We start from the raw sequence: 13,931 nt of genomic DNA, 5'->3' as shown, positions 1-13,931 counted from the left end.
TGGGAACCCGATCCGGTAGCTGATAGAGACGGCAGCATGCGTGCATTGATGCTGTCGTGGGGCTTGCTGGTTCTTTTGGCTTCCGGGTGTGGGGAATCGACGCCGGTGTTTCTGGAGCCGCCGGTGATCGAGGCAGAGGACGGGGTGCTCTCACTTACTCTCACGCCTAAATATACCAACCTGTCGGTCAACGACCTCGATCTCGAGGGCAGGGCCTATATGGGGCTGTTTGCGCCAGCGACATTGCGCGTTGCCCGCGGTGATCGATTTGAGATTCTTCTCGAGAATCAATTGCCGAGCGAGTCCACGAATCTTCATTTCGATGGCATGAGTCTGAGTCCGCTGATGCAGGGGTGGGTGGCTGGCGACGACGTCTTTCTTGATGTCGAGCCCGGTGAGGGGCAGCTCTACAGCGTGGTTGTTCCCGAGGATCATCCTCAGGGTATCTTTACCTATCGTCCTTCGCGCTTCGGGGAGATCGCCAGTCAGTTGGGCAACGGGATGGCCGGGGCGATTGTTGTGGAGGGAGTCCTCGATCCGTTCCCGCAGCTCTCGGGAGTTACTCAGCGAACGCTCGTCCTCAAGGATCTGCAGCGCTCCGGAGGGACCATTTTTGAGCAGCCTGACCCGGAGCAACTCAAGATGCTGACCGTCAATGGTCAGGTGCGACCGCGATTCAAGGCGAATCCGGGTGAAATGCAATTCTGGAGCGTCGCGAACGCAAGCGCGAATCTTTACTACCGGTTGGCTCTGGCCAACCATACCTTCTACGAGGTGGCGCGCGACGGGAATCGCCATACGCGTTTGCTTGCCTTGCAGAATATCGACTTGCCCCCTTCGGCGCGTTCGCAGTTCCTGATCGTCGCGCGTGGCGAAGGGCAATATGAGTTCTCGACAGCGACCCTGGGCAATCGCCCCCCGGACTATGACGCATTCTTTGGTGAAGGCTCATCCTTGTATCGGGCGGGTGCCTGCGGAGAGGCGGAACTCGCGGAGACCACCGGTTGTGAGGACCTCGATGCAAGCACCTGTATGGGGCCTCAAGGCCCCTGTGTGGTGGGCGGGTCTCTGGGAACGCTCGTCGTTGCGGACGACAAGGTTCTGGCCCCGCAGTTACCCTCGGAGGATCAGTTTCCAGCCCTGACAGATCTGCGGGAAGAGAATCGTTGTCGCAGGCGCGTCTTCCGATTCGAGCAGGGACCGACCGGCGATGTATATACGATTGATGGTCGGCCCTTTGATCCTTATCGCATCGATGCCGAGGTCCGATTGGCGTCCGAGGAGAATTGCGTGGAGGAATGGCGCCTGCAGAACTGCAGTGGGCAAAACCATGTTTTCCATATAGGGCAGGTCGATTTTCAGGTTCTTGAAGTCAACGGAGTGCCAGTGGAATTTACCGGCTATCAGGATACCGTGACGATGCCTTTTCGGGATTGTGACCGATACGAGAGCGATGCCACCGAATGTCAGGCCGTTGAGATCGAGCAGAAGATTTACCCGATCTACAGTTGCCCGACCGCAAATGATCCTCGAGGCGAGGTGGTGGTGCGGATTCCGTTTTCGGAAATTGCCGTCGGGAAATTCACCTTTCGATCGGCTGCAGCGAATGCCAGCGATGCGGGAATGATGGCCGCGATGCAGGTTTGTGATGATGACCAATACCCCTGTGGTGCGCCGCAGCGGTAGTCGCTCTGCACTATCGCGAGGGGGAGCGCCATTTGGGGAGGCAAGGTGAGACTCGTTAGGTTAACGTTGGCTCATGGCCCAGCGCTTGGAATTCTTTTTCGATTACGGAAGCCCCTATAGTTACTTTGCCGACACGCAACTGCCCGGTCTGATCGAGCGCACCGGCTGTGAAGTTGCCTATCGCCCGATGCTGTTGGGCGGAGTGTTCAAATCTGTGGGAAGTCATTCGCCCGCGGCCGAACCGGTCGAGGCCAAGCGCCGTCATTTTGCGGTGGAGCTACGGCGATCGGTGGCTCACTACGGGGTTCCGTTCGAGAGCCCCCCGGGCTGGCCGATCAATACGCTGCAAATCATGCGGACCGCGCACGCGGCACAGCGTGAGGGCGTTTTCGATGCCTTTCATCAAGCGGTCTACACGGCCTTCTGGGGGTCAGGGAAGGCGATTGGTGACCTGCGTGTCTTCGCCAGTATTTTGCGGGAAGCGGGATTGCCCGCGGAGGCCCTGCTTGCGGCTTCTCTGGAGCCTGATGTGAAGACAGAGCTGCGGGATACGACCGAGGAGGCCGTGGAGCGCGGGGCTTTCGGGGCTCCGACCTTCTTTCTCGATGAGGAGATGTTCTTTGGCGCTGACCGGATTCCGTATATCGAGAAAATTCTGACCTGATCCCGAGGTTGCGGGCATTCCGGGCCCTTTCGACGCCCCCGACTCTTCCGGCGAAAAAGACAACGGTTGTCGGTTCTTGCCGGAGAAACTTGCGATTCTCCGTGGAATTTGAGATGCCGCAGATGATGGCTGCAGCGAAGGGAGTCGAAAAGGCAGGCGAGTCTCGCAAGCCGAACTACGGGGCGACCAAGCGTTGCCTGCAAGTCTTTCTGGAACTTTTGCGGACTCCGGGGGGACGCGATTTGGAGACCCTCGCAGACCAGCTGGACGTCTCGTCTCGAACGATGACCCGCTATACCAAGATCCTGCAGGAGTCTTTATTCGACGAGACCAACCAGCCTCTTGTCGAAGTCCGTCAGCAAGGGGCTCGTCGGCATTTGCGTGTCCGGGGCGCCGAAGTCGGTGTCGATCCGGCCGCACATCAGGCTGCAGCGATGTTTTTCTCGGTGGCAGCTTTGCGTGCGCTGCGGGGGACAGCGGTGGGCGAGAGTGGCGACGTTCTGTGGCAACAGACGCTGAAAAAACTTCCGTTGAAGACGCGGGAAGCCCTCGATCAAATCGAGAAACGCTTTTTCTATGTGCCGTTCGCGCCAAAGGATTACCGGGATCACGATGAGGTGCTCGATGTCCTTTTTCAGGCCGTATTGAGGCGTCGCACGGTGCGTCTTGCGTATCGCAAGCCGTCGGGGCGACGAAATTGGCATTCCTTTCATCCCTTCACGATGGTGTTGTACCGGGACGCGATCTATATCCTCGGGGCATCCGATCGACACGCACATCCTATTTACCTTGCGGTGGATCGCATCGAGGAGCTTGAGGTAACCGGAGAGAAGTTCCGCATTCCCAAAGACTACGATCCCGAAAAAATGACGCGTGACGGGTTCGGCATCTGGAGTGGAAAGGAATGCGAGGTTGCCTTGCGTTTGTCGGGCCGCGCGGCCGAGCAGGTTCCCGAGCGCCTGCACCAAAGAACCGTTCGGCTGTCGACCACTCAAGGTGGCGACGTTTTGCTGAAGGCCAAGCTGCGCGGGTGGCAGGAGTTGGCTTGGTGGATTCTCTCCTGGGGACGCGACATCGAGGTCCTGAGCCCATCCGATCTGCGCAAATATGTCGCCGAGGAACACCAGGCGGCGGCGCGTCTTTATAACGGAGATTAGCTCGGCGAGAGTCGGATGACCGGGATCTTGCGCGTGGTTCGAGCCTGATAGTTGTCGAAATCCCCGTAGGATTCCATTGCGAGCGCCCAGAGTCGTTCCCGGGTTTCGCCCTCTGGCACGGTCTCGGCGCGGTAGTCGACACGCTTGGGCCCGATCTCGAAGGTGACCTCGGGATTGGCGACCAAATTGAGGTACCAGAGTGGGTGCTTGGGCATCCCGCCTTGTGAGGCAATGATGATCACGTCCTCGCCGTCTCGCGCAAAACAGAGCGGGATATCAAAGATCTTCCCGCTCTTGCGACCCGTGACCCGCAAGATCCCGACTTCGCCGTCTCCGAAAAAGCTGCGTCCCCATGTGCCGCCCGTGGCCCGGTAGATCCAGGTGTTGATGCGGCCGCCAATCTTCAGAAGGGGTTTTGCGATTCGCAGCTGGGCTTCGGTGGAGGGCGGGTATTTGGGCTTCTCTTCACTCATGGGGAGCTTTTATCCTGCTTTGCCCCTCTCTGCATCTTCCCGGGTGACGCCGCGAGCCCTGATGCGGATCGACCGCCATTCGCTTCAGTCGCCAGCGAGAATTTGTGCAAGCTCGTCGTCATGCTGGCCGAGCAATGGTGTCGGGGCACGGTACCCGGCCGTTGCCTGACTCATGCGGAAACCGTTGCGCTCATAGAAGCGTTCGCCGAGAATTGGGTGCTGCAAGGTTTGGAAGTGGTCGCGGGCACGGAGCGTGGCATCTCCAAAGACGTCACCGAAGTCGGCTACGGGAACTGCCTCGATTCCGCGTTCCTGCAGGCGCGTGGCCAAAGCTTCGGCGTCGAGCTCCTTGGTGGCCTGGCGGATTTCGCTTTCCAGTGAATCGAGATCCGTCTGGCGCTGGGCCGCACGGGCGCGGCCTTCTGTGGCGAGGTTCAGTTCCTCGGCCAGCGAAACCCATTGCGCGTCGGTGTGGCAGGCGATGGCGATCCAGCGTTCTTTGCCACGGGTGGGAAAGACGCCATGCGGTGCCGCGTCCGGATGCCGATTTCCGTTACGTGTGCCCGCTTTCCCGGTCTGGGCGTAGGCGAGCAGCCAGGGCCCCAGAGCATACTCGGCCGCCTCGACCTGCGAGAGGTCGTAATGCCCGCCTTGTCCGTTGCGGCGCCTGCGGAGCAGGGCGGCCGCAGCCAGGGTCGCGGTAAAGCGAGGCGCCAGCGAATCCGTGATCGTGCCGTAGGGGCCGAGAGGTTCGCGATCCGGCCATCCGGTGAGGAAATTATAGCCCGCGAGCGCCGAGCCTTGTCCGCCAAACCCGGGGTAGTTGCGGTGCGGGCCAGTTTGTCCGTTCAGGCAGGTGGAGATCATGATCAGGTCGGGTTGGTCGGCCACCAGAGACTCGAAGTCCAAACCGAAGCCCCTCATGGCGCGGGGGGCAAAGTTTTCCAGAACGAGGTCGGACCACTGGATCAGGTCGCGGGCGCGAGCGAGACCTGTGGGGTCCTTGAGGTCCAGGGTGATGCTTTTCTTGCCCGGGTTCAGCGCGCTGAAGAGAGGGGAGCCCTCGAGCCCATGCGGGCTGGCCTGAGCCCACATCGCCCTCAGGAAATCGGGTCTTTCTCTGGATTCGACCTTGATGACGGTAGCACCGTTTTCCGCAAAGTAGCGGGCTGCGATCGGTCCGGCGGCGCCGCTGCCGAATTCGACAACGCGAAGGCCCTCCCAGCAGCCCTGATCCGGCGTGTTGCTTGTTGCCTCGACGGCCTGGGAGAGGCCGGTATCGGGGCCGCTTCGCCAAAGTGCCATCCGCGCCGGCAGCCCGCGGAGCTCACCCTCGGTATGAAAAACTTCTCGGTCCTGATTTTGCGCCCGCGCGAGAATCTCGTCGGGGCCTGCCGCCGGGGCCAGCATCAGGTTTGTCTCGCACGCAAGTTGGTACCATTCCCGCATCGAGCGACGAGAGAAGAGTTTGCCGAGCGGTTCCTCCAGCGATCGTAGCTCGGCTTCCGCTGCGGTTTTGGCGTCATAGCTCAGCCAATCCCGCTCCTCCCATGCCGGGTTGAGCAAGCCTTCCTCGCGCAGCAAGTCGGTCAAAATCGCCAAACTTTTGAGCCGCGCTCGACCGCCCCGCAAGCCGAAACTCACATACCCATCCCGGCAGCGCCAAATTTCGCGCGTGCGTCCAGTGACAGCGCCCTTGCGCAATCCGCGCTCACCGGTACCGGGGAAATTGCCCGGGCCGCCCATATTCGCGCTGAGGATGGTCTCCTGCATCGACAGATCCACGATTTGTGGCCGTCCGCTGGCCAGCGCCGTGAGCGCGGCGAAGGCGGCTTCCGGTCCCGTGTGAGCGTAGGCGACAGGTTCGGCGCATCGGACGGGGGGACGGTCAGGCTCGCCTGTGGCGAAGAGGTTGCCCGTGGAGGCCAGAATTCCGAGGTCGGTTCCGCGCCAATGGGCCCGCGGGCCGATGGCACCGAAAGGAGTGATGCGGACCCAGACGGATTGCGGGGCGATTGCCGGGTCGAGCCTTCCGAAAGGAGTAGCGTCAGGCGTATCGAGAATGATGTCGGCGTGGGAGAGCCGAGCGGGCAGGTCGGCTGGTCGATCAAGTCGTTCCAGTTTCTTGCCAAGGCTCCATGCCCGATGACGCAGCGACTGCCCATGGTCGTCACGGGGCGCTGTAGCGCGCAGAGGATCGCCCTCAGGGGCTTCCAGACGAACCACGCTGGCCCCGAGATCAGCGAGAATCCTGCCGGTCATCGCTCCGGCTTCTCCGGCCAGATCGATAACCTCAATACCGCGCAGGGGCGTATCTGTGGAATTGGCAGCCATGGCCGTCTCTCCTCGGGCTCGGCGCGCCTCAGGTGAAGCGATTGAGAAGGTTTTCGAGCATTTCCTGTCGCGCGCTGCGTGGCGAGGGGTCCAGACTTTGATCACGGACCCGTTTGTCCAGATCGGCAAGAGACGCCTCCCCGCTCAGGATCTCCTTGCCAAGAGAACCCTCCCAGCCATCGTAGCGTTCATCGACGTGCGCTTGCAGAGCGCCATCAGCGAATAGCGCTTCGGCGCAAAGAAGCGCTCGGGCGAGTGTGTCGATCCCGCCGATATGGGCATGGAAGAGGTCCTCGGGTGCGATACTCTGTCGCCGCAAATGGGCGTCAAAGTTGAAACCGCCGCTGTCGAGTCCGCCGGCTTTGAGAATCTCGAAAAGAGCAGGCGTCAGCTCGACGTGATCGTTGGGGAATTGGTCGGTATCCCACCCGTTTTGGGGGTCGCCTCGGTTGGCATCCACGCTACCGAGCATGCCTTCGGCGAGCGCCCAGGCAATTTCGTGATGGAAGGAATGTCCGGCCAGAGTGGCATGATTGACCTCGATATTAAGCTTTACTTCTTTTTCCAGACCAAAGCGTCGCAAGAAACCGATCACGGTAGCGGCATCGGTGTCGTATTGATGCTTGGTCGGCTCGCAGGGTTTCGGTTCGATGAGAATGGTGCCGGAGAAACCGATGCGATGCTTGTGTTCGACGACGAGACTCAAGAACCGCCCGAGTTGTTCCTGCTCACGGCGCAGGTCGGTGTTGAGCAGCGTATCGTAGCCCTCGCGTCCGCCCCAAAGCACATAATTTTCGCCGCCAAGCCGATGCGTCGCCTCGAGGACATGCTTAACCTGGGCGGCCGCATAAGCGAAGATCTCCGGGTCGGGATTGGTAGCGGCACCGGCGGCGTAGCGGGGATGACCGAAAAGATTGGCCGTGCCCCATAGGAGTTTGGTGCCGCTGCGTGCCATCGCGGCTTCGACGTCTTCAAGGATCCGATCAAAAAGGTCACAACTCGCGGCAAGAGTGTCTCCTTCCGGGGCGATGTCGCGGTCGTGAAAGCAGAAATAGGGATTCCCGAGCTTCTCGAAGAACTCGAAACCAACGGCGACCTTCTGCCTTGCCTGCGCCATCTCGTCGCCGCCCGCGGCATGCCAGGGCCGGTTGAGCGTCGGCGCCCCGAAAACATCACTGCCGGGCGCGCAGAGGGTATGCCACCAGCAGACAGCAATGCGCAGATGGTCCTCCATTCTGCGGCCGTGCACCATTCGATCGGCTTCGTAGAACCGATACGCAAAGGGGTTGCTGGACCGCGGTCCTTCGAAGGGGATTTTTCCGATGCCGGGAAAGAACTCTTGCATACAGGGGTGGTATCACAGCAGGCCAACTTGCCAACGCCCGGGGTGAATCCGATGGGTCGGGCTGGAGAAATCGCCCCGGAGGCCTTTGCGCGAGCTTGTGAGCGCTTTAGCTGGTAACGGTTCCGGGGACGTCATGGCACGGGCTCTCCATTTTGTTGCGACCTCCACCCGGGGGATCGAGGAAGTTCTCGCAGAGGAATTGCGAGGTCTGGGAATGCGTCAGGTCAAGCCGCAACGCGGGGCGGTCGAATTTCAGGGCCGCCTGCGTGACGGCTATCGTGCGGTGCTTTGGTCCCGGCTTGCCAGCCGAATTTTTCTTCGCCTCGGGCGGGCGGAGGTGCATGATGCCGATGGTCTCTACGCCGGGGCTCGCGAAGTGGCCTGGGAGGATCATATCGATCGAGATCGCACGATCGCGGTCTCCTTTGTCGGCAAATCACCCGAAATCCGAGACACTCGATTTGGCGCGCTCAAGGTGAAGGATGCCATCGTGGATCGTCTGCGCGATCAACGGGGCGTGCGCCCCGATGTCGATGCGGCAAACCCCGACGTACCCATTCACGTCTATCTCGACCATTCGGTAGCGACCTTCAGTCTGGATCTCTGCGGCGCACCTTTGCATTTGCGCGGAGGTGGCGGTCGGATGTCCGGGGCCGCCCCGTTGCGCGAAACTTTGGCCGCGGCACTTCTCCTGTTTTGTCGGTGGCCCGAGCGATCAGCCGCCGGCGAATCTTTTTACGATCCTTTCTGCGGTTCGGGTACCTTGCTGCTCGAGGCCGCCGGTATCGCGCAACAACGGGCGCCCGCACTCGGCCGGGAGTCTTTCGGGTTTGTGGGCTGGTCAGGTCATCAGCCCGACGTATGGCGGGAACTGCAGGAAGAGGCCCGGGCGAAGCTCCTGCCGATCGAAGAGATCCCCAATCTGCTCGCAGGCGGCGATGTCGACCGGCGCAGTATTCGCGATGCGCGCGCGAATTTCTCGCGGCTTGGCGTCGCGTCCCTGGTCGAGGTGGTGAAAGGCGATATGCGCTCGCTGGCGCCGCCGCCGGACGCCCCGCCGGGTCTTCTGGTGGCCAATCCACCTTATGGCGAAAGGCTCGGGGACCCGGAGGCGTTGGTGGGTCTTTATCAAGAGTTTGGGGACCGCCTGCGGCGCAAGTTTCTCGGCTGGCATGCCGGCGTGATCGTTGCCAACAAGTTTCATGCGGGCGCTCTGGGTCTGAAGCCCTCGGCGCGTCGTCCTGTTTTCAACGGACCCATCGAATGCCGATTTCTCGAGTTTCCGATCTCGGCAAAGCCGCCTGAAAAATCCGGTCCCGGCTGGCGAAGCTGACGCTGCTGCTCAGGCGCGCGCGGCGAGCGAGAGGTCGTGGCCGAGTTTGGCCGGAGGGACAAAGCTGCGTTCGATTTGCGTGATCACGGTCTCGAGGATCTGATCGGGATTCCCGGGCGCGCCGCGTCGCACCCAATCCGCCAGCAGGATCTGCTGGTTGGCGAGCATCAGTCTAGCGGCAACCTCGGGGTCCCCATCGAAGAATGTCCCGTCTTGCATGCCTTCCCGAAAAATCTTTTCCAATTCGGGGACACCCAACTCGATCCGGCCCTCCATATTTTGGGGTCCTTCTCCGATCTGGACGGCCCAGGACTGTCCCTGCCGCAGATGCATGCGCAGGTAGGCGGGATGCGAGGTGAGGAAAGTCAGGTAGCAGCGCACCACCGCGAGGAGCCGGGGCAGGGGGGGAAGGCCTGTATCGATGACGACAGAGGCAAAAAGCTGGCCGATCCGAGTTTCTTCGATCTGTCGGTAGAGCTCCTTCTTGCCTCGATAGGTCGCATAAAGCGTTCGCAGCGATATCCCGGCTTCCGCCGCGATATCTTCCATTCTGCTCTCGCTGAAACCCTTGTGTGCAAAAACCTTTTCACCTGCCTGAAAGACCAGATCCCGGTACATCCGGGTGCGTGCTTCGGCGAGGTCTTGCTTGCGAATACGTGTGGCAGCGGGCTCCATCTCATCAATGCGTAACGATAGGACCGACCCGGATGCAATCGGCCCGAAAAGGCTTGGTTCGCGGGTTGTTTTTCGGGTCGCTGGGAAGGGTCCCTGTGCGGGGGCAAGATTCCGGGCCGATGAATCGGACTCGTCGGCGGTGCTATTCGACGTATCCGAGCGCGCGCAGTCCTTCGATCTGTTTCTCGCTGCGTCCCGGAGCGACTTTTGGCCCCGAGATCCATTGCGGAGGTGCGCCTTCCGGGGTCAAATTTTCCGGATAGGAATCATCCCGCATCCAATGTTCCAAAACTTCGGCGGCAGGTGACTCGACCCAGTCTCCTGCCTCGGGCTCAGCGATAACCGTCGCTGCCAGAGGGCTGTCGGTCTCGCGGAATTGGCCCGTTTGTCGGCTTTGCACCTTTCCTTGGGCATCTCGTCGAACGGTCCATTTCCGGTTGCCGGAAATGGCGGCGCGAATCTGCTTTTTACGGCTGGTCGCTTCGAGCGAAACAGGCGCTTCGGCGGGGCGGTCGCCAAGTGGAAAACCATCCATATAGGTGGGCACCGGCAGGCCCAGCCAGGCGAGAACCGAGGGTGCGATATCCATCGTGGAAACGGGTTGGGTCGAGACGCCGTCGGGATTGCCGGGACGCCGCACGGCCAGCGGCACCCGCATGACCGGTTCAAGGGTGTCGTAACCGTGCGTGAAGTAGCGGTCGGCGTCGGTCATGGTCTCCCCATGATCGGCCGTGAAAATAAAAATCGTGTTTTCCACAAGGCCGGCTGTCTTGTACTCGTCGAGCAGTCGGCCGACTTCGCGGTCCATATAGGCAATTTCCTCGTCGTAGCGGTCGATATAGAGGAGTCCGTCGGTAGGGTCTTCCTTGAGTCGGGTATAGCGCGGGACTCGATTCAGGGGGATTTCCTGACGTCCTTCGTGGGAAAAGCTGCGAGGCTTGTCGGCCGGCGATCGGTAGGGACCGTGCGGGTCGATATAATGAACCCAAAGGAAATGGGGCGAGGCGCTCGAGGCGCGATTCCCGAGCCATTCGAGTGCGGCGTCGGTGGTCCGAGAGGCGCGCCGTTCCCAGACCTTTCGGATGCCTTCGCGTTCATCGACAAAATCATCGTAATGGTCGAACCGTTGATCGAGGCCGGTGGCTTCTGCGGTCAGGACGATGTTGGAGACGATGGCGCTCGTATCGTAGCCGTTGGTGGTCAGGATATCGGCCAATGTCGGGATGTCGTCGCCGAGGTGCCTGTAGAAAAGTCGGACGCCGTGGTTTTGCGGCAGGCGACCGGTCAGGAGGGAGACCACGCTCGGCGCAGTGCTGGCTTCTGCGGCGTAGGCATTCTTCCAAAGTTCGGACTTGCCGAAAAAGGCGTCGATCTCCGGGCTGGTCTCTCGAGGGTAGCCGTAGAGGCTTAGATGATCCGGCCGCAGCGTGTCGATGCTGATCAGGACGACGTTGTCTTGTCGCGGCGGGGCACTCTCGGTGATCGAGGCTTCCTCCTCGGGAAAGAGGAGGTCGACGGTGAGAAACGCGGCGCCAGTGCCGGCCACCAGGGCGACCAGAAACAAGATTAGATGTTGTTGCCACTTCAAAATTGCCTGACCCCCAGTTCGATTCAAGCAAACTACCCGGACCTGAAACCGACGGTCAAGAACTCGCCTGGTCGGATGGATGCTGATTCGAGGACTGTTCCTGACGGTGGCGCTACAGGTCCGAAAGGCCCCGACGCGATTCCGCCTAGGTGCTGCGGGTATCCTCGAGCCAGTCCGGCAAGTTGATCTCCGGGTTGGGTAACTTCCTCGCGTTCTTTTGTTTGAGGAGTCGCTCAAAGCCTTCGGGGTCTGCCGCCCAGGAGCGTGGGTCGCCCATCATGACCTCAAACAGGACAACACCTTCCGGACCTGCAACGAAGGGGCCGAAAGCTGCTCCCTGGTCGAGGGTGATATGCATGCCTGCACTGCAGACAACGTCGCCGCAGCTCATTTCTCCCGAAATCACGTAGAGGATGTGATCGCTATTATGGCCGTGCTTGTGAATCATCATCCCGGGGTCCCAGTCGGCGACCAGGGAAAGGCAATTTTTGGAAAATTCAAGCCACTTCTCTCGCACGCAGGCTCGACGACCATCGATTTCGACCGCCCGCACCTCTTGCCATTTTTCTTCATCTGCATGTCTGAATCTGGGCTTCTGCATGGGTGCTCCTCCGCCCCCTCGGGGCTCTGTGGTGGTCGACCGCTCTTGCACATGGGGCCTTCTATTCGATCGGACGCCCTTAAGGTGCTGCGGCAAGAAAATTCTGGACTCGAGCGCGGACTTCGGGATGGCTGATCAAGCCATGATCCAAATCGGGCCACTCTTCGAGAAGGGTATTGTCCCCGCTCCATCGGTGCGGCCCGGCGGGTTTCATGCCCAGCGCTTCGGCCAATCGATAGGTTTGCCGCGGCGCGAGAATCCCGTCCTTGCCGCCGCTGACGATCAGCAGCTTTGTATCGCCGGCGGGTCGACTGGCGTAGTCGGCCGGATCGGCGCCTGCCGCCGCTACCTGCCAGGACCAGCGAAGATGGCGACTCGCGGATTGCAGAAGAGGATCAATCACACATTCACCTCCGGGACATTGGCCATGGCCAAAACAGTTCTCACCAGCGCTTTTTCCGCCAAGGCAGGTCAGCATCGGAACGCCGCTTCCGGCGACCACCTGGAGGAGGAGCCAGTCGGCCAGATCCGCGGAAGGTGCGACCAGTGCCATCCGATCGATCTCCGGCACGATGGCGCGCACGAGAATCCCGGTCATTCCGCCGAGTGAGTAGCCGAGATAGCGAATAGCGCCGGCGGTCGGCGCCCGGTCGCCCGGCACCGCCAGGCCGCATTGGCGGACTTGCCGGATCGCGGCTGCGACATCGAGCGCACCCAACTGGAGGAACCTCGCCAGGCGCGCGGGATCTTGAGCGTTCATGTAGCGATCGCCGTCGTGTCGCATGCCATGGGCGGGCAGTTCGACGGCGACGACGCCGAGCCCGCGAGCGCGCAGGCTGCGGATCTGATCTGTGGCAAATCGCTCCATGCTTCCCCCCAGGCCGTCGACCAGGAACACTAAATCTATCGCTTCCTCTCCCGGCGCGGGCAGGGCGATCAGAAACGGCAACCAAACGATCGAGCCCGATTCATCGAGAGAGGGGAAGCGGCCTCGCCATTTCTCGGCTCCGGGAGCCATTCGATCGGCGCGCAGGGCAACCGGACTGCACGGCAAGGTATCCAGCGCGTCATGCCTCGCTCGAAGCGCGCCTACCGAGTCTGCGATCGATAGCGACGTTATTGAAGCGGAGGGCTCGGCTACCGGCAGAAATCCCACGCGGAGCTTTTCCAACTCGGCAGCGGTGAGTTCATGTTCCAGAAGAATGCGCACGCCCGCCAACGTGGGCACGCCCGTCGCGGTTTCAGCCTGGTCTTCGAGTTGCCGCTGCAACTTGGCGAGAGGAACTTCGAGTTCGGATAACTCGCGCCCGGAGGTCGCCTCGCGGAACGAGGCTTCCATTGAGGATCGGAGTGCCGGCGATGAAGTCCCGGTCTGGAGGGTGCGCACCGGGAGGCCCTCGAGGAGAACTTGGTAGGTGACTCCCGGAGATAGTGCGACCTGCGGTTCGAGGTGCACCAACGAACCATTTCCGAGGGGCCGAAAGCGCGCCGGGATTGCGCCTTCGGGAAGAACTGCGTTCTGACGGCTGACGATCATTTCCGCCAGAATATTACGAATATTGCGGGTCTTGGCTCGCCTCAGCGCATCCGTATCCAATGCCCGCGGGGTCGCGTAGATCGTTCGCAACAGGCGGAGGCATTCGGTCCCGGTGCTCGTGTCGTCACAACGGTTTTTCAGTGCCTCGACCGTTTCGGGTCCAAGTGCAAATTGCTCACGGATCAGATCATCCTTGATTCCACCAGCGGATGCCGGGCTGGCGAGCAAAACGCCGAGCGGCAGGGCCGCAGCCGCGAGGCAGCAGCGAAAGATTTTCTGAAACAGTCTCCGCATCAGGAGTGTCCGGGATTGAGGATGCACTCCTCGAAACTCTCCATCTGATTTTTGACCTCGTCGCCCGGACTGTCACTGGTCTTCGAGTCGCCACAAGAGGCCGCAAGAAGCAGGCCGATGGCGAGTAGAAAGCGTTGTTCATGCATTTGATGAGTTTCAGCCAAGTCGGGGGCCGTTTGCAAACGCAGAAATGATGCCTGCACGATCCAGGCGGGCGACTCCGGGGCATTGCGTGCATTGCATG

12 protein-coding genes are annotated in these 13,931 nt (G+C 61.0%); 4 read left to right on the top strand and 8 right to left on the bottom strand.

The annotated features are described in order from the left end of the window. Positions 1-36: 36 nt before the first annotated feature. The 3 genes from P8K07_10420 (at position 37) to P8K07_10410 (ending at position 3,507) form a co-directional block, all read left to right on the top strand. Complete coding sequence (locus P8K07_10420; protein MDG1958930.1) at positions 37-1,686, top strand: multicopper oxidase domain-containing protein; 1,650 nt, start codon at positions 37-39, stop codon at positions 1,684-1,686. A gap of 73 nt (positions 1,687-1,759) precedes the next feature. Continuing rightward, positions 1,760-2,350 carry a 2-hydroxychromene-2-carboxylate isomerase gene (locus P8K07_10415; protein MDG1958929.1) on the top strand — a complete coding sequence of 197 codons (591 nt, stop codon included), beginning with the start codon at positions 1,760-1,762 and terminating at the stop codon, positions 2,348-2,350. 101 nt (positions 2,351-2,451) lie between these two features. Continuing rightward, positions 2,452-3,507: a WYL domain-containing protein gene (locus P8K07_10410; protein MDG1958928.1), complete on the top strand. Its 1,056-nt coding sequence runs from the start codon at positions 2,452-2,454 to the stop codon at positions 3,505-3,507. On the opposite strand, the gene P8K07_10405 is transcribed toward P8K07_10410, so the two are convergent. The 3 genes from P8K07_10405 to xylA form a co-directional block, all read right to left on the bottom strand. After that, complete coding sequence (locus P8K07_10405; GenBank protein ID MDG1958927.1) at positions 3,504-3,980, bottom strand: nitroreductase family deazaflavin-dependent oxidoreductase; 477 nt, start codon at positions 3,978-3,980, stop codon at positions 3,504-3,506. The two genes, P8K07_10410 and P8K07_10405, sit on opposite strands and share 4 nt — an antisense overlap. Positions 3,981-4,064: 84 nt before the next feature. Next, the gene (locus P8K07_10400) at positions 4,065-6,314 is read right to left on the bottom strand and encodes a CoA transferase (protein MDG1958926.1); all 2,250 of its coding nucleotides are present in this window, start codon (positions 6,312-6,314) and stop codon (positions 4,065-4,067) included. A 28-nt stretch (positions 6,315-6,342) separates the two neighbouring features. Further along, on the bottom strand, positions 6,343-7,659 hold the full coding sequence (gene xylA / locus P8K07_10395) for a xylose isomerase (GenBank protein MDG1958925.1): 1,317 nt from the start codon (positions 7,657-7,659) through the stop codon (positions 6,343-6,345). A 133-nt stretch (positions 7,660-7,792) separates the two neighbouring features. Here xylA and P8K07_10390 point away from each other — a divergent pair, with 133 nt between their 5' ends. Then, positions 7,793-8,992 (top strand): THUMP domain-containing protein, encoded by a 1,200-nt coding sequence (locus P8K07_10390; protein MDG1958924.1) that lies wholly within the window; start codon positions 7,793-7,795, stop codon positions 8,990-8,992. A 9-nt stretch (positions 8,993-9,001) separates the two neighbouring features. Here the strand turns inward: P8K07_10390 and P8K07_10385 are convergent, their stop codons facing one another. The 5 genes from P8K07_10385 to P8K07_10365 all read right to left on the bottom strand — a co-directional run bounded on the left by P8K07_10385 (position 9,002) and on the right by P8K07_10365 (position 13,851). Continuing rightward, positions 9,002-9,667, bottom strand: a complete 666-nt coding sequence (locus P8K07_10385) for a TetR/AcrR family transcriptional regulator (protein ID MDG1958923.1) — start codon at positions 9,665-9,667, stop codon at positions 9,002-9,004. Between the two features lie 142 nt (positions 9,668-9,809). Continuing rightward, on the bottom strand, positions 9,810-11,282 hold the full coding sequence (locus P8K07_10380) for a sulfatase (GenBank protein MDG1958922.1): 1,473 nt from the start codon (positions 11,280-11,282) through the stop codon (positions 9,810-9,812). A 118-nt stretch (positions 11,283-11,400) separates the two neighbouring features. Next, entirely contained in the window at positions 11,401-11,856 is a 456-nt protein-coding gene (locus tag P8K07_10375) for a hypothetical protein (protein ID MDG1958921.1), read from the bottom strand. 79 nt (positions 11,857-11,935) lie between these two features. After that, positions 11,936-13,687, bottom strand: coding sequence for a hypothetical protein (locus P8K07_10370; GenBank protein ID MDG1958920.1), 1,752 nt, complete (start codon positions 13,685-13,687; stop codon positions 11,936-11,938). Continuing rightward, positions 13,687-13,851 carry a hypothetical protein gene (locus P8K07_10365; GenBank protein ID MDG1958919.1) on the bottom strand — a complete coding sequence of 55 codons (165 nt, stop codon included), beginning with the start codon at positions 13,849-13,851 and terminating at the stop codon, positions 13,687-13,689. The genes P8K07_10370 and P8K07_10365 overlap by 1 nt, the downstream gene beginning before the upstream one ends. Between the last annotated feature and the right edge of the window lie 80 nt (positions 13,852-13,931).

The organism is Candidatus Binatia bacterium (genome assembly GCA_029248525.1).
Taxonomy (GTDB): Bacteria; Desulfobacterota; Binatia; order UBA12015; family UBA12015; genus UBA12015.
This window is presented reverse-complemented; position numbering and strand designations above follow the sequence as displayed.

Excerpts from the sequence above, each read along its gene's own strand:
- P8K07_10420 (MDG1958930.1), top strand. The coding sequence starts at position 37 with ATGCGTGCATTGATGCTGTCGTGGGGCTTGCTGGTTCTTTTGGCTTCC.
- P8K07_10415 (MDG1958929.1), top strand. The coding sequence starts at position 1,760 with ATGGCCCAGCGCTTGGAATTCTTTTTCGATTACGGAAGCCCCTATAGT.
- P8K07_10405 (MDG1958927.1), bottom strand. The coding sequence starts at position 3,980 with ATGAGTGAAGAGAAGCCCAAATACCCGCCCTCCACCGAAGCCCAGCTG.
- P8K07_10400 (MDG1958926.1), bottom strand. The coding sequence starts at position 6,314 with ATGGCTGCCAATTCCACAGATACGCCCCTGCGCGGTATTGAGGTTATC.
- xylA (MDG1958925.1), bottom strand. The coding sequence starts at position 7,659 with ATGCAAGAGTTCTTTCCCGGCATCGGAAAAATCCCCTTCGAAGGACCG.
- P8K07_10390 (MDG1958924.1), top strand. The coding sequence starts at position 7,793 with ATGGCACGGGCTCTCCATTTTGTTGCGACCTCCACCCGGGGGATCGAG.
- P8K07_10385 (MDG1958923.1), bottom strand. The coding sequence starts at position 9,667 with ATGGAGCCCGCTGCCACACGTATTCGCAAGCAAGACCTCGCCGAAGCA.
- P8K07_10375 (MDG1958921.1), bottom strand. The coding sequence starts at position 11,856 with ATGCAGAAGCCCAGATTCAGACATGCAGATGAAGAAAAATGGCAAGAG.
- P8K07_10370 (MDG1958920.1), bottom strand. The coding sequence starts at position 13,687 with ATGCGGAGACTGTTTCAGAAAATCTTTCGCTGCTGCCTCGCGGCTGCG.